The 21,220-nt window shown below is 69.6% G+C and carries 21 protein-coding genes and 1 tRNA gene; 14 read left to right on the top strand and 8 right to left on the bottom strand.

The annotated features are described in order from the left end of the window. Window positions 1–4 precede the first annotated feature (4 nt). Window positions 5–646: an NAD(P)-dependent oxidoreductase gene (locus ABD705_RS05525; protein WP_344781375.1), complete on the top strand. Its 642-nt coding sequence runs from the start codon at window positions 5–7 to the stop codon at window positions 644–646. Between the two features lie 35 nt (window positions 647–681). Here ABD705_RS05525 and ABD705_RS05520 read toward each other — a convergent pair whose 3' ends face one another. Next, on the bottom strand, window positions 682–2,028 hold the full coding sequence (locus tag ABD705_RS05520; RefSeq protein WP_344781373.1) for a DUF4032 domain-containing protein: 1,347 nt from the start codon (window positions 2,026–2,028) through the stop codon (window positions 682–684). A 72-nt stretch (window positions 2,029–2,100) separates the two neighbouring features. Further along, the gene (locus ABD705_RS05515) at window positions 2,101–3,204 is read right to left on the bottom strand and encodes an ABC transporter ATP-binding protein (RefSeq protein ID WP_344781371.1); all 1,104 of its coding nucleotides are present in this window, start codon (window positions 3,202–3,204) and stop codon (window positions 2,101–2,103) included. Window positions 3,205–3,467: 263 nt separating this feature from the next. On the opposite strand from ABD705_RS05515, the gene ABD705_RS05510 reads away from it, so the two are divergent. Together ABD705_RS05510 and ABD705_RS05505 are read left to right on the top strand one after the other, a co-directional pair. Next, window positions 3,468–4,433: a DsbA family protein gene (locus ABD705_RS05510; RefSeq protein WP_344781369.1), complete on the top strand. Its 966-nt coding sequence runs from the start codon at window positions 3,468–3,470 to the stop codon at window positions 4,431–4,433. Window positions 4,434–4,528: 95 nt separating this feature from the next. Then, window positions 4,529–4,601 (top strand) — tRNA-Thr (locus ABD705_RS05505). Between the two features lie 162 nt (window positions 4,602–4,763). Here the strand turns inward: ABD705_RS05505 and ABD705_RS05500 are convergent. Both ABD705_RS05500 and msrB read right to left on the bottom strand, forming a co-directional pair. Continuing rightward, window positions 4,764–5,300 (bottom strand): nitroreductase family protein, encoded by a 537-nt coding sequence (locus ABD705_RS05500; protein ID WP_344781366.1) that lies wholly within the window; start codon window positions 5,298–5,300, stop codon window positions 4,764–4,766. After that, complete coding sequence (gene msrB, locus ABD705_RS05495) at window positions 5,297–5,704, bottom strand: peptide-methionine (R)-S-oxide reductase MsrB (RefSeq protein ID WP_344781364.1); 408 nt, start codon at window positions 5,702–5,704, stop codon at window positions 5,297–5,299. The genes ABD705_RS05500 and msrB overlap by 4 nt, the downstream gene beginning before the upstream one ends. Before the next feature lie 73 nt (window positions 5,705–5,777). On the opposite strand from msrB, the gene ABD705_RS05490 reads away from it, so the two are divergent. From ABD705_RS05490 to groL, 4 genes are all read left to right on the top strand, one after another. Next, window positions 5,778–6,821, top strand: a complete 1,044-nt coding sequence (locus ABD705_RS05490) for a DUF2332 family protein (RefSeq protein ID WP_344781362.1) — start codon at window positions 5,778–5,780, stop codon at window positions 6,819–6,821. A 9-nt stretch (window positions 6,822–6,830) separates the two neighbouring features. After that, window positions 6,831–7,079 carry a DUF3263 domain-containing protein gene (locus ABD705_RS05485; protein WP_344781360.1) on the top strand — a complete coding sequence of 83 codons (249 nt, stop codon included), beginning with the start codon at window positions 6,831–6,833 and terminating at the stop codon, window positions 7,077–7,079. 66 nt (window positions 7,080–7,145) lie between these two features. After that, entirely contained in the window at window positions 7,146–7,715 is a 570-nt protein-coding gene (locus ABD705_RS05480) for a LytR C-terminal domain-containing protein (protein ID WP_344781358.1), read from the top strand. A gap of 125 nt (window positions 7,716–7,840) precedes the next feature. Beyond that, the gene (gene groL / locus ABD705_RS05475; RefSeq protein ID WP_344781356.1) at window positions 7,841–9,460 is read left to right on the top strand and encodes a chaperonin GroEL; all 1,620 of its coding nucleotides are present in this window, start codon (window positions 7,841–7,843) and stop codon (window positions 9,458–9,460) included. Between the two features lie 62 nt (window positions 9,461–9,522). Here groL and ABD705_RS05470 read toward each other — a convergent pair whose 3' ends face one another. Continuing rightward, on the bottom strand, window positions 9,523–9,810 hold the full coding sequence (locus ABD705_RS05470) for a WXG100 family type VII secretion target (RefSeq protein ID WP_344781354.1): 288 nt from the start codon (window positions 9,808–9,810) through the stop codon (window positions 9,523–9,525). A gap of 246 nt (window positions 9,811–10,056) precedes the next feature. Here ABD705_RS05470 and ABD705_RS05465 point away from each other — a divergent pair, with 246 nt between their 5' ends. Then, window positions 10,057–11,439 (top strand): MmgE/PrpD family protein, encoded by a 1,383-nt coding sequence (locus ABD705_RS05465; protein ID WP_344781351.1) that lies wholly within the window; start codon window positions 10,057–10,059, stop codon window positions 11,437–11,439. 34 nt (window positions 11,440–11,473) lie between these two features. After that, window positions 11,474–12,352 (top strand): phosphosulfolactate synthase, encoded by an 879-nt coding sequence (locus ABD705_RS05460; RefSeq protein WP_344781349.1) that lies wholly within the window; start codon window positions 11,474–11,476, stop codon window positions 12,350–12,352. A gap of 55 nt (window positions 12,353–12,407) precedes the next feature. Here ABD705_RS05460 and ABD705_RS05455 read toward each other — a convergent pair whose 3' ends face one another. From ABD705_RS05455 to ABD705_RS05445, 3 genes are all read right to left on the bottom strand, one after another. After that, a complete protein-coding gene (locus ABD705_RS05455; protein WP_344781347.1) occupies window positions 12,408–14,084 on the bottom strand; it encodes a sensor histidine kinase in 1,677 nt (558 codons plus the stop codon). Between the two features lie 96 nt (window positions 14,085–14,180). After that, complete coding sequence (locus ABD705_RS05450) at window positions 14,181–14,873, bottom strand: response regulator transcription factor (protein ID WP_344781345.1); 693 nt, start codon at window positions 14,871–14,873, stop codon at window positions 14,181–14,183. A gap of 22 nt (window positions 14,874–14,895) precedes the next feature. Continuing rightward, window positions 14,896–15,600 (bottom strand): helix-turn-helix transcriptional regulator, encoded by a 705-nt coding sequence (locus ABD705_RS05445; protein WP_344781343.1) that lies wholly within the window; start codon window positions 15,598–15,600, stop codon window positions 14,896–14,898. 103 nt (window positions 15,601–15,703) lie between these two features. Between ABD705_RS05445 and folE the strand changes: the two genes are divergently transcribed. The 5 genes from folE to ABD705_RS05420 all read left to right on the top strand — a co-directional run bounded on the left by folE (window position 15,704) and on the right by ABD705_RS05420 (window position 21,203). Beyond that, complete coding sequence (gene folE / locus ABD705_RS05440) at window positions 15,704–16,339, top strand: GTP cyclohydrolase I (RefSeq protein WP_344781341.1); 636 nt, start codon at window positions 15,704–15,706, stop codon at window positions 16,337–16,339. Between the two features lie 60 nt (window positions 16,340–16,399). Further along, window positions 16,400–17,623 (top strand): NAD(P)/FAD-dependent oxidoreductase, encoded by a 1,224-nt coding sequence (locus ABD705_RS05435; protein WP_344781339.1) that lies wholly within the window; start codon window positions 16,400–16,402, stop codon window positions 17,621–17,623. Then, complete coding sequence (gene folP, locus ABD705_RS05430; RefSeq protein ID WP_425562035.1) at window positions 17,623–18,516, top strand: dihydropteroate synthase; 894 nt, start codon at window positions 17,623–17,625, stop codon at window positions 18,514–18,516. Before ABD705_RS05435 ends, folP begins: the two co-directional genes overlap by 1 nt. After that, the gene (locus tag ABD705_RS05425) at window positions 18,513–19,220 is read left to right on the top strand and encodes a pyrimidine reductase family protein (protein ID WP_344781337.1); all 708 of its coding nucleotides are present in this window, start codon (window positions 18,513–18,515) and stop codon (window positions 19,218–19,220) included. The genes folP and ABD705_RS05425 overlap by 4 nt, the downstream gene beginning before the upstream one ends. 144 nt (window positions 19,221–19,364) lie before the next feature. After that, the gene (locus tag ABD705_RS05420; RefSeq protein ID WP_344781335.1) at window positions 19,365–21,203 is read left to right on the top strand and encodes a bifunctional metallophosphatase/5'-nucleotidase; all 1,839 of its coding nucleotides are present in this window, start codon (window positions 19,365–19,367) and stop codon (window positions 21,201–21,203) included. Window positions 21,204–21,220: the final 17 nt, after the last annotated feature.

Genomic DNA, 21,220 nt, shown 5'->3' with positions numbered 1-21,220 from the left:
GCACATGGCACGCATCGTTGTCATCGGAGGCACCGGCTATGCCGGCGGGAACATCGTCGCAGAGGCGGCATCCCGCGGTCACGACGTGGTCTCGATCTCGCGACAGGCGCCGGAGACGCCGACGCCGGGCGTGACGTACGTGCAGGGCTCGGTCCTGAACCTGTCCGGCCTCGGCGACGTCTTCGACGGGGCCGATGTCGTCGTCTCGGCGCTCTCCCCGCGCGGCGACATGACCGACGAGGTGCCGGACGCGCTGCGCGCGCTGATCGCGAAGCTCGAGGTCACGTCGACCCGGCTCGGCGTGATCGGCGGGGCGATGGGAAGCCTGAGCGAGCCCGACGGCCCGCGGCTGTGGGACCTCGGGGTCCCCGAGGAGTATGCGCACGAGGCGCAGGTCGGCATCGACTCGCTGGCCCTCCTCGAGGCATCCGGTGCCGGCCTGGACTGGTTCTTCGTGCACCCGCCGATGGTGTTCGGCGCCTGGGAGCCGGGGGAGCGCACCGGTCACTATCGGACCGGCGGCGAGGTCGTCGTGAAGGCGGCCGACGGCAGCTCCTACATCTCGGGCGCCGACTTCGCGATCGCCGTCGTCGATGAGATCGACACACCTGCGCACCACCGCGCGCGCTTCACCGTCGGCTACTGAGCCGCACCGGGCGGCACTGAGCCGGGCCGGCGCGGTCAGACCAGGTCGCGCCAGTCGACCGCGTCGTCGTCATCGGATGCCGGGACGGTCGGGATCGGCAGGGTCATCGTCTCGGTGGCCGGCCCCATGAATGTGGCCTCGTCGCGCCGGTGCCGCAGCACGTCGTCGACGTAGCTGGTCAGCACCTCGGCCAGCGGCACCGCGGCGCCGCTGCGCTGCGACATGTACCAGCGGTGCTCGAGCACCTGATGGAACACTTCGGCCGGCTCGAGCTTGGCGCGCAGCTCGTAGGGGATCGCCCGCACGATCGGCTCGAACACGCGGGTGACCCATTCGTGCGCGAGCATCTCCTCATCGTCGGCCAGACCGCCCGCGCGGGCCCGATACTCGTCGAGGTCGTTCAGCAGGCGGCGCGCCTGGTTCTCCTCGACGTCCAGCCCCGTCAGGCGCAGCAGCCGGCGCTGATGGTGACCGGCATCCACGACCTTCGGCTCGATCGCGACCCGCGTGCCGTCGGGCGTGGTCTGGATCGACATCTCGCCGATGTCGAAGCCGAGCGCGTTCAGGCGCTGCACCCGCTCGGTGATGCGCCAGGACTCGTTCGCCGCGAAGGTCTCGCGGTCGGTCAGCGCAGCCCACAGCGACCGGTACGACGCGATGATGCCGTCGGCGATCTCGACGGCATCCAGGCTGCCCTCCAGCCGCCCGCCGGCGGCGAGGTCGAGGATCTCACCGGCGATGTTGGTGTGCGCGACCTCGAGGTCGTGCTCGCGGTGCCCGCGCGACAGACCGCCCTCGTGCAGCTCACCGGTCTCGGCGTCGACCAGGTAGGCGGCGAAAGCGCCGGCGTCGCGACGGAACAGCGTGTTCGACAGAGACACATCGCCCCAGAAGAACCCGACGTTGTGCAGCCGCACCAGCAGCACCGCCAGGGCATCGACCAGGCGGCCGGCGGTGTCCGGTCGCAGCACCTGGGTGAACAGCGCGCGATAGGGCAGCGAGAACTTCAGGTGCGCCGTGACCAGGGCCGCCGGCAGCGGCTGGCCCGCGGCATCCTCCCCCGCGCCGTCGCCGCGCTGCGCGGAGGCCTGCGGCGAATGGGTCCACCGCCCCGCGATGACGGCGACGCGCTCCACGCACGGCACGTCGAGGCGGGCGAGGTTGCCGAGCATGTCGTACTCGCGCCGCGCCATCGCCTCGGTGGTCTCCTTGACCGCCACGACTCGGCCGGACAGATTCGCGAACCGCACCAGATGGCGCGAGATGCCCTTGGGCAGCGACACCGTGTCGCGGCTGGTCCACTCGGCCAGCGGCGTCGACCACGGCAGCGCGAGCAGACCCGGGTCCACGGCGCTCGCCGTGATGCTCAATGCTTCGCTCATGTGTTCCCTGGCCGATCAGACGAACGGCGCGGGCCCGGAGATCCGAGCCCGCGCCGCCTCGCTGCGACCGGCTTATGCCGAGGCGATCGCCTTGTCGGTGAGGCGCTCGCCACTGTTGATGTCGAACACGTGCACGTGGTCGTGGATCGGCGTGAGGACGACCGTCTCGCCTGCGCTCGGGTGCTGACGCCCGTCGACACGCGCGACGATGTCGGTGCGCGCACCGCCGACCTCGGCGTGGCCGTACAGGTAGCCGTCGGCGCCGAGCTCTTCGACCAGGTCGACGATGACCGACAGGCCCTGGTTGCCGGCGGCGCTGAGCTGGATGTCCTCGGGGCGGACGCCGATCGTGACCTGAGCGTGCTCGGTCTTGGCCAGCGTGTGCGCCTCGACGGGGACCACGGTGGTGCCGAACTGCACGCCGCCGTCGGTCAGGTCGGCCGGGAACAGGTTCATCGCGGGCGAGCCGATGAAGCCGGCGACGAACACGTTGTTCGGCTGCTCGTACAGGTCGCGCGGGGTGCCGACCTGCTGCAGCACGCCGTCCTTGAGCACCGCGATCCGGTCGCCCATGGTCAGCGCCTCGGTCTGGTCGTGCGTGACGTAGACGGTGGTGACGCCGAGGCGGCGCTGCAGTGAGGCGATCTGGGTGCGCGTCTGCACGCGCAGCTTCGCATCCAGGTTCGACAGCGGCTCGTCCATCAGGAACACCTGCGGCTGGCGCACGATCGCGCGACCCATGGCGACGCGCTGACGCTGGCCGCCCGACAGTGCCTTCGGCTTGCGGGTCAGGTATTCCTCGAGGTCCAGCAGCTTCGCGGCTTCGAGCACGCGCGCGGCGCGCTCCTCCTTCTTGACGCCGGCGATCTTCAGGGCGAAGCCCATGTTCTCGGCGACGGTCATGTGCGGGTACAGCGCGTAGTTCTGGAAGACCATCGCGATGTCGCGGTCCTTCGGCGGCACGTCGGTGACGTCGCGGTCACCGATCATGATGCTGCCGGAGTTGACCTCTTCCAGGCCGGCGAGCATGCGCAGCGAGGTGGACTTTCCGCAGCCCGACGGGCCGACCAGAACGAGGAACTCGCCGTCGGCGACTTCGAGGTTCAGCTTGTCGACCGCGGGGCGGGTGCCCCCGGGATACAGGCGAGTGGCGTTGTCAAAAGTCACTGATGCCATGCGTTCTTCTCCTTCACCGGCAGGTACGTGCCGGACGATCCGTTGTGATGGATGGACCAGGGTCCCATGCGCCCGACGACGGGCACAGTGCCAGTATGCCAGATGCGCGAAGGCCCGAGTCCGCATGCGCGAAGGCCCGAGTCCGCATGCGCGAGGGCCCGAGTCTGTGGGGATTTCCCAGGGTGCCTGGATAGCATCGATTCGGCCGCGGCACCCGCGCGGCGCACCGGAAGCATCCGGCCAGCAGTCTGTCAAGAGGTCCCATGTCGAACGACGATTCATCGAACGTTCCCGATCCGAACGGTCGGCGCAGTGCGGTGCGCGAGAAGGCGCAGCTGGTGCATGCGCGGCAGAAGCGCGCCCGCACGCTGCGACGCACCGGCTGGGCGGTCGGCGCCGTGGCGTTCATCGCGATCGTCGGTACCGGAGTTGCGATGGCACTGCAGTCGCAGGCTGCGCGCCCCGACATGGCACCGGCGAACGTCGTCGACGACGGGTTCACGGTGACCAGCGTCAACGGGGTCGCCACCGATCCGGCGGCCGCCCAGACGGTGGATGCCACCCCCACGCCGCAGCCCAGTGCGAGCGCTTCCCCCGCGAGCGAGAGCGCATCACCGGCGCCCACACCCGCGCCGACGACCGCCGGCTCCGTCGACATCCGCATCTATGTGGACTATTTCGCGCCCGGCGCCAAGCAGTTCCAGATCGCCAACGCGCAGCAGCTGACCCGCTGGGTGAATCAGGATGCCGCGACGCTGAGCTATTACCCCGTCGCGATGCTGTCGGCGAAGTCCAACGGGACGAAGTACTCGCTTCGTGCGGCCAGCGCCTCGGCGTGCGTGGCCACGCACTCGCCGGACGCGTTCTTCGCGTTCAACAACGCGCTGCTGTCGCAGCAGCCCGAACAGGGCACCGACGGCCTGACCGACCAGCAGCTCGCCGATCTTGCGATCGCATCGGGGGCGGATCGGCCCAAGGTGGTGCGCGACTGCATCGAGAACGAGAACTATGCGACCTGGGTGAAGTCCGCGACGGATCGGGCGCTGGAGGGCATCCCCGACACGAAGGGGGTGGCCCTGACCGGCACTCCGATGGTGCTGGTCAACGGCAACCCGTATGCGGGAGCGCTGGATGACCCGAAGGAGTTCGCGCAGTTCGTGCTGACGCTCTCCAGCGACGCGTACTACAAGTCGGCGTCGCCCACCCCCACCGCGACTCCGGCGGGTTGAGTCCCGCCCTGGCGGGCCGGTCGGTTCGCGGGCCGGTCTGTTCGTGTGGCATGCTCTGCGTGGGCGCGGCATCGTCCCATTAGACTGGACAGCCTGCCGACTTGGCGCAATTGGTAGCGCACCTAACTTGTAATTAGGGGGTTACGGGTTCAAGTCCCGTAGTCGGCTCGGTCGCCCCGGCCGATGGGGCATGGTTCGGTCGCGAGGCGCAGGCGGGTTGCGGTGCCTCGCGGGGCTGTCCCGGCAGCCGGTCGAGAATGCGCAAACCGCGCGCCAGCGGCCGGTTCGGCGCAGTCCGCGCGTTTTCGGCGGAGACCCGCCGAAAACGGCCTAGCGGGGCAGCGCCGACAGGTAGCGGGCCGCGTCGAGCTCCTTGCGGTGGGCGGCATCCTTACCCGCCGGCTTGCCGCCGACGTACAGCCAGCCCAGGAGCCGCTCGTTGTCGCGCAGCCCGTGCAACCGGGTCACCGGCTCGGTGCGCGTGTAATGCCCGGTGCGCCACATGACGCCCCATCCCGCCTCGTCCAGCAGCAGACTCAGCGTGTGCGCGACACCGGCCGCAGCGGCCGCCTGCTCCCAGCGGGGCACCTTCTCGCTCGGCCGAAAGCTCACCACCACCGCGATCAGCAACGGCGCGCGCAGCGGCTTGGCCGACGCGTCCTTGTCACCGGCCGCCCTGCTCAGTGCACGGCCGAGGCGCTCACGGTCGCTGCCGCGCAGCTCGATCAGCCGCCACGGCCGCAACGCGGAATGATCGGCCACCCGTCCGGCGGCCGCCACCAGCGGAAGCAGCTCGTCGTGCGTGGGCGCGTCGTCGGTGACCTTCGACCAGGATCGGCGCGCCCGCACCGCGTCGAATGCGCTCACCCGTCGGCTTCCGGGCGGAACGCCAGCGACAGCGAGTTCATGCAGTAGCGGTCGCCCGTGGGTGTGCCGAACCCGTCCGGAAACACGTGTCCCAGGTGCGAGCCGCAGCTCGCGCAGCGCACCTCGGTGCGCTGCATGCCCAGGGAATCATCGGTCAGCAGCTGCACCGCTTCGGGCCGCACCGACTCATAGAAGCTCGGCCAGCCGCACTCCGACTCGAACTTCGTGCCGCTGCGGAACAGCTCCGCCCCGCACGCCCCACAGGTGTACAGCCCGGCACGGTGCTCGTCCAGCAGCTGCCCGGTCCACGGCCGTTCCGTGGCCGCCTGCCGCAGCACCGCATACTGGTCGGGCCCCAACTCGGCGCGCCACTGCTCTTCGGTCTTGCTCACGTCATACGCCATGACAAATCCTCCTGTCCTCCCATTCAACCCGACAACTGCCGTGCATGTTCCACTTCTCTCGCAGAATGGAGGCGTGCCGGATGACACGCAGTCCCAGATCGCCGACGTGCAGACCCGCTACGACCGTTTCGCGCAGGTCGAGGCGCCGCACCGCTCGCCGCTGTATGCGCAGTGGGCGGCCGGCGTCGCCGCCGATCCGGGTGCGGCCGCCGTGCTCGCCCGGATCGCCCCGACCCATCGGCAGCCGCCGCTCGTGTTCGCCGTGACCCGGATGCTCGGCTGCGGCCTGGTCGGCTACGCGGCCTGGTCGCAGTGGCTGCATCGCCACGCCGAGACGGTCGTGGCCGAGTGCGGCGCGCGCGGCGTGCAGACCAACGAGCCGCTGCGCTGCGCGGCACTGCTGCCGGCGCTGAGCCGCATCGCCGGACCGATCGCGCTGCTGGAGGTCGGCGCCAGCGCGGGACTCTGCCTCTTTCCCGACCGGTACTCGTACCGCTATGCCACCGACGCCGGGCCGGTCGCGCTCGATCCGCCGGACGGCCCGAGCGCGCTCGTCCTGCAGGCCCGGTGGCGCGGCGCACCCGAGCCCCTGCGGCTGCCCGAGGTGGTGTGGCGGGCGGGCATCGATCTGCAGCCCCGCGACGCACGCGACGAGACCGACCGCGCGTGGCTGACCGGTCTGGTCTGGCCGGGGGAGCACGGGCGCGCCGCGCGCATCCGGACCGCGCTGCAGATCGCCGCGGCCGACCCGCCGCACCTGATCGCCGGCGACGCCGTGCAGCTGCTGCCGGCGCTGGCCGCACAGGCGCCCGCCGATGCGACCCTGGTGGTGACCACCCCCGGTGTGCTCGCGCACGTGCCGCGCGCCGGGCGCGAGCAGATCGCGGCGGCGGCCGGTGCGGCGGGGCGCTGGATCACGATGGATGCCCCGGGCTTGCACGCGGCGCTGGCCGGCGCCTGGCACCCGGCGGTTCAGGCTGCGGACTGGCCGGACGGCGCGTTCGCGCTCGCGCTGGACGGGCGGGTGCTCGCCGCGGTCGACCCGCTGGGCGCGATCGTGGAGCCGATCGGTCCCGGCCGGGAGTGGCATCCGCCCACCGCCGCGGCGCGCGCCTAATCTGAAGAGGTGCCCCTGTCCGACCGCGATCGCGCCATCCTCGACTTCGAGGCGCGGTGGCGACGGCACGTGGGCGCGAAAGAGGAGGCGATCCGCACCGAGCTCGGCCTGGCTCCGGCCCGTTACTATCAGCTGCTGGGGCGGCTCATCGAGAGCCCGGACGCATTGGAGCGGGACCCGCTGCTGGTCACCCGACTGCAGCGCATTCACGAGGACCGCAGACGAACGCGGCTGGCGCGGGTGTCGGGCACGCGTTGACGTCCCGCGCGCCGAAGCTGCGCATCCGAGGCGGATTCCCGGTGCCGCGACGGGTAGCATCGTGGGGTGCCGAGATCGACCTATCCGCGTGACAGCTTCGACGAGGCGGCAGCCGACGGCGAACGGGTCGGCGCGCATCGGGCCGAGAACCCGCACCTGCGCGGCTGGGTGATCTTCGCCTGGGCGGCCCTCGCCACGATCCTGCTGATCGCCCTGGGCATCGTCGGCACGCTGCTGGTGTCGGGCCGGCTGGCGCCGCTTCCCGCGGCGGGGCCGACGCAGTCCGCAGCGTCGACCGTGACCCCGGTGGTCGACACGTCCTACAACGTGCTGATCCTCAACGCCACGGGCACGCCGGGCGCCGCCACGTCGGTCACGAGCGCCCTGGTCGCCGCAGGGTGGAACCGGTCCAGCGTCTCGCCCGGCGACGCCGGGTCGACCTACCCGACCACGACGGTCTATTACACGCTGCCGCAGGATGCCGGAGCGGCGGCCGGGCTCGCGAAGCTGATCGGCGGCGCGGCCGTCGTGCAGAGCGACCGGTACCAGCCCGCTGGGGACCCGGAGGCGCGGCAGCTGACCATCGTGCTGGGCGCCGACCGGGCCGCTGCGCCCTCACCGTCGCATACGCCGTAGGCTGCGGCATCCGCCTGCACCCGTCGGCTTGCACTCGATGGGGTCGAGTGCCAGAATGAGTTAGCACTCGCGTTCGGTGAGTGCTAATCAGACTGTCACCCAACGTCCGGGAGGGACGACAACACATGGCAAAGATCATCGCTTTCGACGAAGAGGCCCGTCGCGGTCTTGAGCGCGGCTTGAACATCCTGGCCGACGCCGTGAAGGTGACCCTGGGTCCGCGTGGTCGCAACGTCGTGCTGGAGAAGAAGTGGGGCGCCCCCACCATCACCAACGACGGCGTCTCGATCGCCAAGGAGATCGAGCTCGACGACCCGTACGAGAAGATCGGCGCTGAGCTGGTCAAGGAGGTCGCCAAGAAGACCGACGACGTCGCGGGCGACGGCACCACCACCGCCACCGTGCTCGCTCAGGCGCTCGTGCGCGAGGGCCTGCGCAACGTCGCCGCCGGTGCCGACCCGATCTCGCTCAAGCGCGGCATTGAGAAGGCCGTCGCAGCCGTCATCGAGCAGTTGCACGCCGGCGCCAAGGAGGTCGAGTCCAAGGAGCAGATCGCTGCCACCGCATCGATCTCGGCCGCTGACTCCACCATCGGCGACCTGATCGCCGAGGCGATCGACAAGGTCGGCAAGGAGGGCGTGGTCACCGTCGAGGAGTCGCAGACCTTCGGCACCGAGCTCGAGCTCACCGAGGGCATGCGCTTCGACAAGGGCTTCATCAACCCCTACTTCGTGACGGACCCCGACCGCCAGGAGGCGGTGTTCGAGGACCCGTACGTGCTCATCGCGAACCAGAAGATCTCGAACATCAAGGATCTTCTGCCGATCGTCGACAAGGTGATCCAGGACGGCAAGGAGCTCGTCATCATCGCCGAGGACGTCGAGGGCGAGGCGCTGGCGACGCTGGTGCTGAACAAGATCCGCGGCATCTTCAAGTCGGTCGCCGTCAAGGCCCCCGGCTTCGGCGACCGTCGCAAGGCGCAGCTGCAGGACATCGCGATCCTCACCGGCGGCCAGGTCATCACCGAAGAGGTGGGCCTGAAGCTGGAGAACACCACGCTGGACCTGCTCGGGCGCGCCCGCAAGGTCATCGTCACCAAGGACGAGACGACCATCGTCGAAGGTGCCGGCGAGTCGGCGCAGATCGAGGGTCGCGTGACCCAGATCCGTCGTGAGATCGAGAACACCGACAGCGACTACGACCGCGAGAAGCTGCAGGAGCGCCTCGCCAAGCTCGCCGGCGGCGTGGCCGTCATCAAGGCGGGTGCGGCCACCGAGGTCGAGCTCAAGGAGCGCAAGCACCGCATCGAGGACGCCGTCCGCAACGCCAAGGCCGCCGTGGAAGAGGGTGTCGTCGCCGGTGGTGGCGTCGCGCTGATCCAGGCCGGCAAGCTCGCGTTCGCGAATCTCGAGCTCGAGGGCGACGAGGCAACCGGGGCGAACATCGTCAAGGTCGCCATCGAAGCGCCGCTGAAGCAGATCGCACTGAACGCAGGTCTGGAGCCGGGCGTCGTGGCGCACAAGGTGTCGTCGCTGCCGGACGGCCACGGCCTGAACGCGGCCACCGGCGAGTACGGTGACCTGTTCGCACAGGGCATCATCGACCCGACCAAGGTGACCCGCTCGGCGCTGCAGAACGCCGCATCGATCGCCGCGCTGTTCCTGACCACCGAGGCCGTTGTGGCCGACAAGCCGGAGAGGGCGTCGGCCGCGCCGGCCGACCCGACCGGCGGCATGGACTTCTGATCCGGTCCTGACCCGAAGCGCCCCTCCCTGTGGAGGGGCGCTTCGTCGTCTCCGGCCGCACGTCAGCGGAACAGGCCGGCGCTGAACTGCTCGGCCTGGGCATACTGCGCACCGGCCGCCGCCAGAGCCTGATTGATCGACGCCAGCGCCTCTTCGACCTGGTGCTGGGTGGCGCGCCACTGGTCGACGACGACGCCGAAGGCGGCGGACGCGGAACCGGTCCAGCTCGACTGCAGCTGGGTGAGCTGGGCGAGCATGGCGTGCGTGTCGGACTGCACGCGGTCGATCGTGCCGCGCACGGCGGCGGTTGCAGACAGCACGGCGTCGCTGTCGACGGAGTAGACGGCCATGTGATCTTCCTTTCGTCGGTGTGCGTCCACGCTAGGTCGCCGCGCGCGACCGGCCGCGGCATCCAGCTCGATCTGTGGACAACGGCTGCCCGCGGGCCGCGGGGGAGGAACGGCCGCACGATGAACCGGCGCGGAAATTTATCTCGATATCGAGATAGTTGGTGCGATACGTGCTTAGACTTTGGTTAGGCAACCCTTACTTGAGATCGAGTCGAATCCGTCCCATAGCGCGAAAGGAAGACGACAATGACCGAGGTGCAGGAGCTGGCGCAATTCGTGGCCACGGCATCCTTCGACCAGCTCAGCGCCGACGCGGTTGCGCAGCTGAAGATCCGCGTGCTCGACACGATCGGGGTCGCGATCGGCGCGCTGGGTGCCCCGCCCATGGTGGCTGTCCGCGCGCTGGTCGAGGAATTGGGCGGCACGCCGCAGGCGACGATGATCGGCGGGGGGATGTCGTCGATCGACCGGGTCGCGTTCGTGAACGTCGCGCTGAGCCGCTATCTGGACTTCATGGACGCCTACCTGGCCAAGGGCGAGACCTGCCACCCGTCCGACAACCTCGGCGCCGTGCTGGCCGCCGGCGAGTCGGTGGACGCGACCGGGGCGGAGTTGCTCACCGCGCTGGCCGTCGCCTACCAGGTGCAGTCGCGGCTGTCGGATGTCGCGCCGGTGCGGGCCAAGGGCTTCGACCACACCGTGCAGGGTGCGTACGCGAGCGCCGCGGCGGTCGCCAAGGCACTGCGGCTGACACCGCAGCAGACGGCCAACGCGATCGCGATCTCGGGCACCGCCAACAATGCGCTGCGGGTGACCCGCACCGGCAACCTGAGCAACTGGAAGGGCCTGGCCTACCCGAACACGGCCAAGGAGGGCACCTTCGCGGCACTCCTGGCCTCGCGCGGGATCACCGGGCCCGAGCTCGTGTTCGAGGGCAACAAGGGCTTCCATCAGTCCATCGCGGGACCGTTCGAGATCGACTGGTCGGCCGAGGACCTGGAGCGGGTGCGGATGAGCATCGTGAAGAAGCACAATGCCGAGATCCACTCGCAGTCGGCGCTGGATGCCGCGCTGGACGTCCGCGCTCAGGCCGGGTTCGACCCGCAACGCGTCACCTCGGTGCGACTGCGCACGTTCGGCGTGGCCTATTCGATCATCGGCGGCGGTGAAGAGGGCGACAAGCACCGCATCCGCACCAAGGAGGAGGCCGACCACTCGCTGCCGTACCTGCTGGCGGCGGCGCTGCTGGACGGCGTGGTCACCCCGGCGCAGTTCACGCCCGAACGCATCGTCGCCGGCGACATCCAGCGCCTGCTCGCCCTGGTCGAGGTCACGGGCGACGACGGCTTCTCGGCGCGCTTCCCCGCCGAGATGCCCGCCGAACTGGAGGTCACCCTGGCCGGCGGCACCGTGCTGCGCGCCACCCGCAGCGGGTACGAGGGCTTCCACACCGACCCGATGAGCTGGGATGTCGCCCGGGCCAAGTTCGACGCCGTCGCGGCGCCGTTCGCCTCCGGCGCGCTGCGCGATGAGATCGCCGCAGTCGTGCGCGAGCTCGAGCACCGCCGCGTGCGCGATCTCACGCGCCTGTTCGCGCAGGTGCGCACCGCGGCGTCCGCCGCGTTCTGACTTCACTGGAAAAAGAGAGAAAGCAGGTCACACCATGACCACTGCAACCGCTGCCGTCACTGACGGCTCGCTGCGCCATGCGATCGAGCAGAACGTCGCGTTCAATTTCATCCCGCGCGCGTACCGCGCACCCAAGCCGCGCACGGTGGGTCTGACCGAGATCCGCGCGCCGTATTACTCGACCTTCGGCACCCGGCACCTCGCCGACGTCTTCGACGTCGCAGGCGCCTGGGTCGACGGCATCAAGTGGGCCGGCGGGTCGTTCGCGCTGGTGCCGCCCGACCAGGTGCGCGCGTTCAGCGACATCGCCCACGAGCATGATGCGTACGTGTCCTCCGGCGGGTGGATCGAAACCGTGCTCCGCTATGGAGATGACGCCGTCGACCACTATCTGCGCGAGGCCAAGAGCGTCGGGTTCGATGTCATCGAGATCTCCACCGGCTTCATCATGCTGCCCACCTCGGGTCTGGAGCGGCTCGTGGAGAAGGTCGTCAAGGCGGGCCTGAAGGCCAAGCCGGAGCTGGGCATCCAGATCGGATCCGGCGGCGACTCGGGCGAAGCGGAACTGGCCGCCGAGACCAAGAAGGACATCGGCGACCTCGTCGACCGCGGCACGCGGGCGCTGGCGGCCGGCGCCTCGATCATCATGATCGAGTCGGAGGGCATCACCGAGAACGTCGCGGAGTGGAACACGTCGGCGGCGGCGTCGATCATCAACGGCCTCGGCCTGGAGCACGTCATGTTCGAGGCGGCCGACGGCCCGGTGTTCGAGTGGTACGTGAAGAACTACGGCAATGAGGTGAACCTGTTCGTCGACCACTCGCAGATCCTGCAATTGGAGGGTCTGCGTCAGAACATCTGGGGCAACAAGTCCACCTGGGGTCGCGTCATCAATCCGGCCCCGGCCGTCTGAACGTGCTGCGGGTCACCGCCGTCGGAGTGCCCGCAGGCTCCCGGCGGACCGGACGCTAGTGCGCGTCGTCGCCGGCGTGCGGCCGCGGGGGCTTCAGCGGCTGCGTCTGGATCAGCAGATGCTCGTCCCGGGCGTGCGCGAGCGGGAACGCGACCCGGAAGGTCGCGCCGCCGCCAGGGGTGTCGGCGACGGTGACGCTGCCGTGCAGCGTCTCGACGATGGACGCCACGATCGACAGGCCCAGTCCCGATCCGCCGGTCTCCCGGGTGCGCGACGTGTCGGCCCGCCAGAACCGCTGGAAGATCTGGTCGCGGATCTGCGGCGGGATGCCGTCGCCGTGATCGGCGATCGCGATCCAGCCGGTGCCGGTGGCGGCATCGGCCCCGAGGTACAGCTCGATGGGAGAGTCGTCCGGGGTGTAGCGGCGGGCGTTGGCCAGCAGGTTTGTCACGACCTGCCGGATGCGGTTCTCCTCGCCGAGCACGATCGGCTGCGCGACCGCGGGCCCGGGCGCCGCCACCGGAGCCGGCTGCGGGGCGTCCGCCTCGGATGCCGCCGGCCGCGATCGGCGCCGCAGCAGCGACAGCGGTCCGGTGGCCCGACTGTGCCCCGACTGCGCACGATGCCGCAGCGTGGCGGTCGGCGAGGTCTGGGGCACGAGCAGTGCGGGCAGCAGATTGCCGGGCAAGGAGGAGGTCGTGTCCTCGACGGTGACCTGGCGCCGCGGTGACGCCGCGCGCACGTCCAGCGCGGCATCGCGGGCGATCGGCCGGAGATCGACCGGCAGCATCGGGACCTCTTCGCGGTGCTCGTCGAGCCGGGTCAGGGCCAGCAGGTCTTCGACGAGGACGCCCATCCGGATCGCCTCCTTCTCGATCCGCTCCATCGACTGCGCGACCTCCTCGTCGGTGCCGATCGCCCCCATCCGGTACAGCTCGGCGTAGCCGCGCACCGTCACCAGCGGGGTGCGCAGCTCATGGCTGGCGTCGCCGATGAACCGGCGCATCTGACGCACCGCGGCGTCGCGCTGCCCGATGGCGGCATCCAGACGCGCGAGCATCGCGTTGATCGCGATCTTCAGGCGTCCCACCTCGGTGTGCTCCGGCTCGATCTTCGACATGCGCTGGCTGAAGTCGCCGGCCGCGATCGACATGGCGGTGGACTCGACCTGGCCGAGGCTGCGGAAGGCGAGGGTTACCAGCAGTCGGGTCACGAGTGCGCCGATGACGATGATGAGGGCGGCGAGGATGCTGTAGATGCCCAGGAACGTGCCCACCACCCGGCTCACCGTCGAGGTCGGCAGCGCCACCAGCTGGGTGTACAGCGCGCTGCGCGACTCGATCTGGAACAGCGACGCGCTGCCGCGGAACGGCACGCCGGTCGAGCCGGCGATGGTCAGCGGCGCGGTGCCCTGGATCGTGGTCTGGCGAGCGGCCATCGTCGCAGGGAACACCGGCTGGTTCTCGCTGCGCGGACCGACCGACGCCAGCTTCACGCCGTCCGCGGCATACACCGCGACGTAGTATCCCGAGAACCCGATCGAGGTCGAGCTGTTCGGCGTGAACGTCACGTCGTCGCCTGAGACCGTGATCTCGAACGCGCTCTTGGCGACGTCGGCCAGGGCCAGCTGCTGCACCTGCGCGTCGAGGTTGGCATCCAGCGCGTTGCGCAGAAAGACCATAGTGCCGGCACCCGCGGCGACCAGCCCGATCGCCAGCAGCGCGACGGTCACGCCGGTGACCTTGGCGCGCAGACTCAGGCTGCGCCACCATCCGGTGACCGCATCGGGCTTGTCAGACAGTGCGCGCTCCTGCCGTCGGTACCGCGGTCAGGCGGACTTGCCCGCCTTGAGCATGTAGCCGAAACCGCGCTTGGTCTGGATCAGCGGCTCGGTGGAGTGCGGGTCGATCTTGCGGCGCAGGTACGAGATGTAGCTCTCCACGATGCCCGCGTCGCCGTTGAAGTCGTATTCCCAGACGTGGTCGAGGATCTGCGCCTTGCTGAGCACCCGGTTCGGGTTCAGCATCAGGTAGCGCAGCAGTTTGAACTCGGTGGGGCTGAGGTCGATCTGCGCGTCGGCGACGAACACGTCGTGGGTGTCCTGGTCCATCGTCAGCTCGCCGGCGCGGATCACCGACTCCTCGTCGGTCTGCATCGTGCGACGCAGGATCGCCTGGATGCGGGCCACGATCTCGTCGAGGCTGAACGGTTTGGTCACGTAGTCGTCGCCGCCGGCGTTGAGCCCCTCGATCTTGTCGCCGGTCTCGTCCTTGGCGGTCAGGAACAGGATCGGCGCGGTGTAGCCGGCGCCGCGCAGGCGCTTGGTGACGCTGAACCCGTTCATGTCGGGCAGCATCACGTCCAGCACGATCAGGTCGGGTTCCTCTTCGAGGACGGCCGAGATCGTCTGAGCGCCGTTGGCGACGGCACGGACCTGGAAGCCGGCGAATCGCAGACTCGTGATCAGCAGGTCGCGAATGTTCGGTTCGTCGTCGACGACAAGAATGCGCGGTGCGGTCATGTGCCTATTATGGCGACCTGGGCTATGCCGATGTGGGATGTTCGCGTTCGGCGGTGTCGCCGGATGCCGCATCCTGAGCCCGGATCTCGACGCAGCAGTGTCCGTCCCGAGGGATCAGCTGCGGCGCGCGAGAGTCGCCCACGCCCGCCATCATGCCGCGCACCAGTGCCAGGTTCGCCGTGCAGACCAGCTCGGTGTGGCGGGTGGCCAGGGCGTGGAACGGGCAGTTGCCCAGCATCACGCCGCCGCAGCCGTTGGACCGCGGCTCGTAGCCGCACGCCGTCAGGGCCTCCTCGACGGACGGGCTCTCGCGCCCGATGCTCTCGCCCAGTTCGCGCGCTTCGGTCGCCACCGCGGCGCTCATGCTGGTGCCGTCGCGATCGGCGCGCTCGGCGGCCGAGGCCAGCAGCTCGCCGGCGATCTCGTAGTGGCGCTCGGGAAACGACCCGATCACCTCGCTGACCGTCGCGTGGTAGAGCTTCGCGGGCCGCCCGGCGCCGGGCCCGGTACGGCCGGAGAGCCGGCGGTATTCGACCTCCAGGAGCCCGGCGTCCACCAGCCGGTCCAGATGGAAGGCGGCCGTGGACCGCGGAACGGCGGCTGCTGCCGCTGCGGCATCACGGCCGACGGCGTCTGCCGAGTGCACGACGACGTCGTAGATGCGTCGGCGCACCGGATCCGCCAGCGCCGCCAAGGCGGCCGCACGGTTGTCCGCGATCACGTTCATGCCCTCAGCATACTCTAAAACCGTTGATCTTGACAAAAGAATTCTACGGTTCTACTGTGAAATCAGGCGCCGACATCGTGCCGGTGTGGGAAGGTACGATCCTATGTCCGTCTCAGTCCAGACTCCAGAATCCTTGCTGGCTGCCGTCGAAGGTGATGTCGATATCGACGTCGCCGACCGGTTCGAGGATTCCACCGTCGATGTCGCCCTCGCCGAACGGGCCGTCGCCGATCTGCTGCACGCGTTCGGGCGCGATGTGAGCGGTCCGCACCTGGGCGACACACCGCGACGGGTGGTCGCCGGGTTGCGCGAGATGATCGAGCCGCGCCCATTCGCGATGACCACCTTCCCGAATGACTCGGGGTATGACGAGCTGGTGCTGGTGCGGGACATCCCGTTCATCTCGCTGTGCGCCCACCACATGCTGCCTTTCCGCGGGGTGGCGCACGTCGGCTATCTGCCCGGCGAACGCATCGTCGGGCTGTCGAAGCTGGCGCGCGTGGTCGAGACCTTCTCGCGCGATCTGCAGGTGCAAGAGGCCCTGACCGCGCAGATCGCCGATCACCTGCAGCACCACCTGGCCCCGCGCGGGGTCGGTGTCGTGCTCGAAGCCGAGCACATGTGCATGACGCTGCGCGGCGTGCGGGCGGTCGGCACCACCACCGTCACCAGCGCCTTCCGCGGCGTGCTGCGCGACGATGAGAACCTGCGGGCGGCGTTCGCCCCGCGGGCGCACTGAGTTCGCAGATCAGGCATTCACACAAGTACGTCCAGAACTATCGAGATACAGGAGAACGTCATGGCAGGCATGGTCATCATCGGTGGGGGACTCGCCGGCGCAACAGCGGCGCAGACACTGCGCGAGCAGGGCTATCAGGGCGAGGTGACGATCATCGCCGACGAGCCGCACAGTCCCTACCAGCGGCCGCCGCTGTCGAAGGGGTTCCTCAAGGGCGACGAGGGGCTGGATGCCGTCATCCTGCATCCGGACGACTGGTACCGCGAGCAGAATATCGACGTGCGCACCTCGACCGCGGCCACCGCGATCGATCCCGCCGCGCATCAGGTGACCCTCTCGGACGGGTCGACGCTGGCCTACGACAAGCTGCTGCTGGCCACCGGATCCTCGCCGCGCAAGCTGCCGATCCCCGGGGCCGACCTGCCCGGTGTGTACATGCTGCGCAAGCTGGACGACTCCGAGGCGCTCAAGGAGCAGCTGTCGGCCGGCGGCAAGAAGCTCGTGCTGATCGGGTCGGGCTGGATCGGCATGGAGGTCGCCGCGACCGCGAAGCAGCTGGGCAACGACGTCGTGGTCCTCGAGCGCGACCCGGTGCCGCTGGCGATCGCGCTGGGCGATGACATGGGCAACGTCTTCCGGCGCATGCACGAGCAGAACGGCATCGACCTGCGCACGCAGGTCAACGTGACCAGCATCGCCGGCACCGACCGCGCCACCGGCGTCATCGCCGACGGTGCGACGGTGCCCGCCGATCTCGTGCTGATCGGCGTGGGTGCGATTCCGAACACGAAGCTGGCCGAGGACGCCGGCATCGACGTGGAACGCGGCATCCTCACGGATGCGTCGCTGCGCACCAGCGCGCCGGACGTGTTCGCCGCCGGTGACGTCGCCAACGCCATGCACCCGATCCTGGGGCAGCGGATGCGCAGCGAGCACTGGGCCAATGCGCTGGGCGCCGGGCCGGTCGCGGCCAAGGCGATGCTCGGCCAGGACGCCGTGCACGACATGATCCCGTACTTCTACTCCGACCAGTTCGATCTGGGCATGGAGCTGTCCGGCTACCCGCCGCTGATGCGCGATGCGCAGCTGGTCATCCGCGGCGACGTCGCGGGGCGCGAATTCATCGTGTTCTGGGTCGATGGCAAGAAGGTCATCGCGGGCATGAATGTGAATGTCTGGGATGTGAACGAGACGGTGCAGAAGCTCGTCGCTTCACACGCCGATGTCGACCTCGAGGCCCTGGCGAACCCTGAGGTTCCCCTGGACAGCCTGGTCACTGCGTGATCACCACACCGCGACTGGATGCGCCGGTGCGCACCCTCGGCCGGCGCGAGATCGACTTCTCGCGCCGGATCGCAGTGATGGCGATCGTCAATCGCACGCCGGACTCGTTCTACGACAAGGGCGCGACCTACACGCTCGAGGCCGCGGTGGCCTCGGGCGTGGCCGCGTTCGACGCCGGCGCCGACCTCGTCGACGTCGGCGGCGTCAAGTTCGCACCCGGCCCGCCGCTGCCCATCGACGAAGAGATCGAGCGGGTCGTCCCGGTCGTGCGCGAGCTGGCCGCGGCGGGCCCGGTCAGCGTGGACACGTTCCATCCCGAGGTCGCGGCCGCGGCGATCGCCGCCGGGGCGGCGGTGATCAACGACACCACGGGTGTGCACGATCCGCGGATCGCCGACATAGTCGCCGATTCGGATGCCACCCTGGTCATCGCGCACAGCCGCGCGGCACCGCGCACCCAGCTGCCGCAGCCGCACTACGACGACGTCGTCGCCGAGGTCGCCGCGTTCCTGCGCGAGCGCGTCGACCGCGCCGTGGCCCACGGCGTGCCGCGGCACCGGATCATCATCGACCCCGGCCACGATCTGAACAAGAACACCCGGCACTCGCTCGAGCTGACCCGGCGCCTGGGCGAGCTCACCGACGCCGGCCTGCCGCTGCTGGTGGCGCTGTCGAACAAGGACTTCGTCGGCGAGGCGCTGGGCCGGGACCGCGACGACCGGCTGGCCGGGTCGTTGGCCGCGGCCGTGTACTGTGCCACTCAGGGTGCGCGCCTGGTGCGCGTGCACAATGTGCGCGAGACGGTGGACGCCCTGCGGATGGTCGAGGCCATCCTGGGCTGGCGGGAGCCGGTCTTCACGCTGCACAACACCCGACCGGAGGGCAATGAATGAGGTTCACCCGTGACGAGTTGTTCGCCGCGTATGCACTGGATGATCGCACCCGGCCGCGGGTGCGGATGAACTTCGTGGCCAGCGCCGACGGCGCCGTCACGCTGAACGGCCACAGCGGGAGCCTGGGCGGGCAGAGCGACCGGGACGCCATGGAGGTGCTGCGGGCGCTGGCCGACGTGATCCTGGTCGGCGCCGGCACGGTGCGCGTCGAAGGCTACGGCGGCCTGGTGCCGCAGGAGCGGGATGCCGCCTGGCGGCGCGCACACGGGCTGTCGGCCCAGCCTCGTCTGGCGGTCGTCTCGGGCCGGCTCGATCTGCGGCCGGACGCACCGGTGTTCACCGAGGCATCCACCCGCCCGCTGGTGATCACGCATGCCGAGGCCCCTGCCGACCGGCGCCGGGCCCTGGCCGAGGTGGCCGACATCGTCGACTGCGGTCAGGACGCCGTCGATCTGAGTGTCATGAAGCGCGAGCTGGCGACGCGCGGCCTGCCGCAGGTGCTCTGCGAGGGCGGCCCGCACCTGTTCGGCTCGCTGCTGGACGCCGGCCAGGTCGACGAGCTCTGCCTGACCCTGGCGCCGCGCCTGGTGGGCGGTGCGGCCGGGCGCATCGTGCAGGGCGCGAGCGAAGCCGATCGCGGATTCGACCTGCACGGAGTGCTGCGCGACGACGAGGGCTACGTGCTGCTGCGCTACGTGCGCTGAGGCCAAGCACCCAAAGTCCGTTCAGTGTTTTATGGGCGTTCTCATAACCGAGGTTCAGTTTCGGCTCTGAGTGCGTTAGGTTCTGATCCATTGCACCGCCGGCACAACCCGTCGGCCGGGTGCGGAACAGAACGGAGAAAACCCGTGGTATCTCGCATCACGCCCAGCCCCAAACGGCTCGCCTCGGCTGCCGCGATCGCGGCCGCCGCGGTCCTCGCGCTGACGATGGCCGCGCCCGCGCAGGCTGCGCCGAAGGCGCCGCATCCGGCGAACGGCCCGACCGTCGACATCCAGCTGCTGTCGTTCAACGACTTCCACGGCAACCTCGAGGCGCCCGGCGGCTCCAGCGGCCGGCTCGTGGTCGACCACAGGCTCGCCGACGGCGCGACGACGCCGACAGACGTCACGGCGAACGTCGGCGGCGTGGAGTACCTCGCCACGCATCTCGCTCAGGCGCGGCAGGGGCATCCGTACTCGCTCACCGTCGCCGCCGGCGATCTGATCGGCGCCTCGCCGCTGCTGTCGGGGGCGTTCCACGACGAGCCGTCGATCCTGGCGATGAACACCCTGAAGCTGGATGTGTCGGCCGTGGGCAATCACGAATTCGACGAGGGGTATCAAGAGCTGCAGCGGATGGCCAACGGCGGCTGCATCGCCGACGGCGACGGTGCGAACAACCAGAACTCGTGCCCCGACGGGGTCTTCCCCGGTGCGAGCTTCGACTACCTTGCCGCGAACGTCGTCAAATCGGGCACGGACGAGACGATCCTGCCCGCCTATGCGATCAAGAACATCAATGGCGTCAAGATCGGCTTCATCGGCATGACGCTGAAGGACACGCCGTCGATCGTGACCGCCGCGGGAGTCGCCGGACTCGAGTTCCGCGATGAGGTCGCGACGGCCAACGCCCTGGTGCCGGTGCTGCGCGAGCAGGGGGTGAACGCGATCGTCGTGCTCGTCCACCAGGGTGGTGCGCCCGGCCAGCAGACCTGGTACCACGACGGCACGGCGTACACGGTGAACCCGTCGTACGATGCGGCGTGCGCGAACGGCGCACAGCTCGACCCGAGCAGCCCGATCATCCCGATCGCGAAGAACCTCGACCCGGCGATCGACATGATCGTCTCGGGCCACACCCATCAGCCGTACGTCTGCACCATCACCGACCCCGCCGGCCACGACCGCATGGTGACCTCGGCGTCGTCGTTCGGGCGGCTGTACACCGACACGACGCTCACGTACGACCGCCGCACGCAGGACATCGTGCGCACCTCCGTCAAGAGTGAGAACATGCTCGTGACGCGGGATGTCGCCAAGGACCGTGCCGAGACCGCGATCATCGATCGCTACCGGGAGCTCGTCGCGCCGATCGCCAGCAAGGTGATCGGACAGATCACCGCCGATGTCACCCGACTGCAGAACGACGCCGGCGAATCGGCGCTCGGCGACCTCATCGCCGATGCGCAGCTGGCCGATCCGAGTGTCGTCGGGCCATACGGCGCGCCGGTGATCGCGATGATGAACCCCGGCGGGATCCGCGCCGATCTGACCTATCTCGCGTCCTCCTGGGGCGAGGCGCCGGGCAACGTCACCTTCGAGGAGGCATTCACCGTCCAGCCCTTCAACAACTACCTGGTCTCGCTCGATCTGACCGGCGCGCAGATCAGGCAGCTGCTGGCCGAGCAGTGGAGCGGGCCGAACGCCGCGGGCAAGAAGATCCTGCAGGTAAGCGTCGGGTTCGCCTACTCGTACTCGGGGACGACGCTCGGCGAGGTGACGCTGAACGGGCAGCCGCTGGAGGACGGCGCGACCTACCGTGTGGTGACGAACAACTTCCTCGCGGGCGGCGGAGACGGCTTCCCGACGTTCCTCGACGCGCAGAACGTCTACTTCGGTGGCCTCGACATCGACGGGTTCGCCGCCTACCTCACCGCGCACGGCCCGTACACGGCGGGCGCGCTGGAGCGGATCACCGCCGGCTGAGCCGGCCGCGGGTGCCT

It is taken from the genome of Microbacterium kribbense, assembly GCF_039537285.1.
In the GTDB taxonomy this organism is placed as follows: domain Bacteria; phylum Actinomycetota; class Actinomycetes; order Actinomycetales; family Microbacteriaceae; genus Microbacterium; species Microbacterium kribbense.
Note: the sequence above shows the minus strand (reverse complement) of the source record. Positions and strands in the feature narration are given on the sequence as shown.

Bases quoted from the DNA above. Each gene is read 5' to 3' on its own strand.
- msrB (WP_344781364.1), bottom strand. From the start codon at position 5,704: ATGGCGTATGACGTGAGCAAGACCGAAGAGCAGTGGCGCGCCGAGTTG.
- ABD705_RS05525 (WP_344781375.1), top strand. From the start codon at position 5: ATGGCACGCATCGTTGTCATCGGAGGCACCGGCTATGCCGGCGGGAAC.
- ABD705_RS05510 (WP_344781369.1), top strand. From the start codon at position 3,468: ATGTCGAACGACGATTCATCGAACGTTCCCGATCCGAACGGTCGGCGC.
- ABD705_RS05520 (WP_344781373.1), bottom strand. From the start codon at position 2,028: ATGAGCGAAGCATTGAGCATCACGGCGAGCGCCGTGGACCCGGGTCTG.
- ABD705_RS05450 (WP_344781345.1), bottom strand. From the start codon at position 14,873: ATGACCGCACCGCGCATTCTTGTCGTCGACGACGAACCGAACATTCGC.
- folE (WP_344781341.1), top strand. From the start codon at position 15,704: ATGTCCGTCTCAGTCCAGACTCCAGAATCCTTGCTGGCTGCCGTCGAA.
- ABD705_RS05460 (WP_344781349.1), top strand. From the start codon at position 11,474: ATGACCACTGCAACCGCTGCCGTCACTGACGGCTCGCTGCGCCATGCG.
- ABD705_RS05425 (WP_344781337.1), top strand. From the start codon at position 18,513: ATGAGGTTCACCCGTGACGAGTTGTTCGCCGCGTATGCACTGGATGAT.
- groL (WP_344781356.1), top strand. From the start codon at position 7,841: ATGGCAAAGATCATCGCTTTCGACGAAGAGGCCCGTCGCGGTCTTGAG.
- ABD705_RS05435 (WP_344781339.1), top strand. From the start codon at position 16,400: ATGGCAGGCATGGTCATCATCGGTGGGGGACTCGCCGGCGCAACAGCG.
- ABD705_RS05470 (WP_344781354.1), bottom strand. From the start codon at position 9,810: ATGGCCGTCTACTCCGTCGACAGCGACGCCGTGCTGTCTGCAACCGCC.
- ABD705_RS05515 (WP_344781371.1), bottom strand. From the start codon at position 3,204: ATGGCATCAGTGACTTTTGACAACGCCACTCGCCTGTATCCCGGGGGC.
- ABD705_RS05465 (WP_344781351.1), top strand. From the start codon at position 10,057: ATGACCGAGGTGCAGGAGCTGGCGCAATTCGTGGCCACGGCATCCTTC.
- ABD705_RS05445 (WP_344781343.1), bottom strand. From the start codon at position 15,600: ATGAACGTGATCGCGGACAACCGTGCGGCCGCCTTGGCGGCGCTGGCG.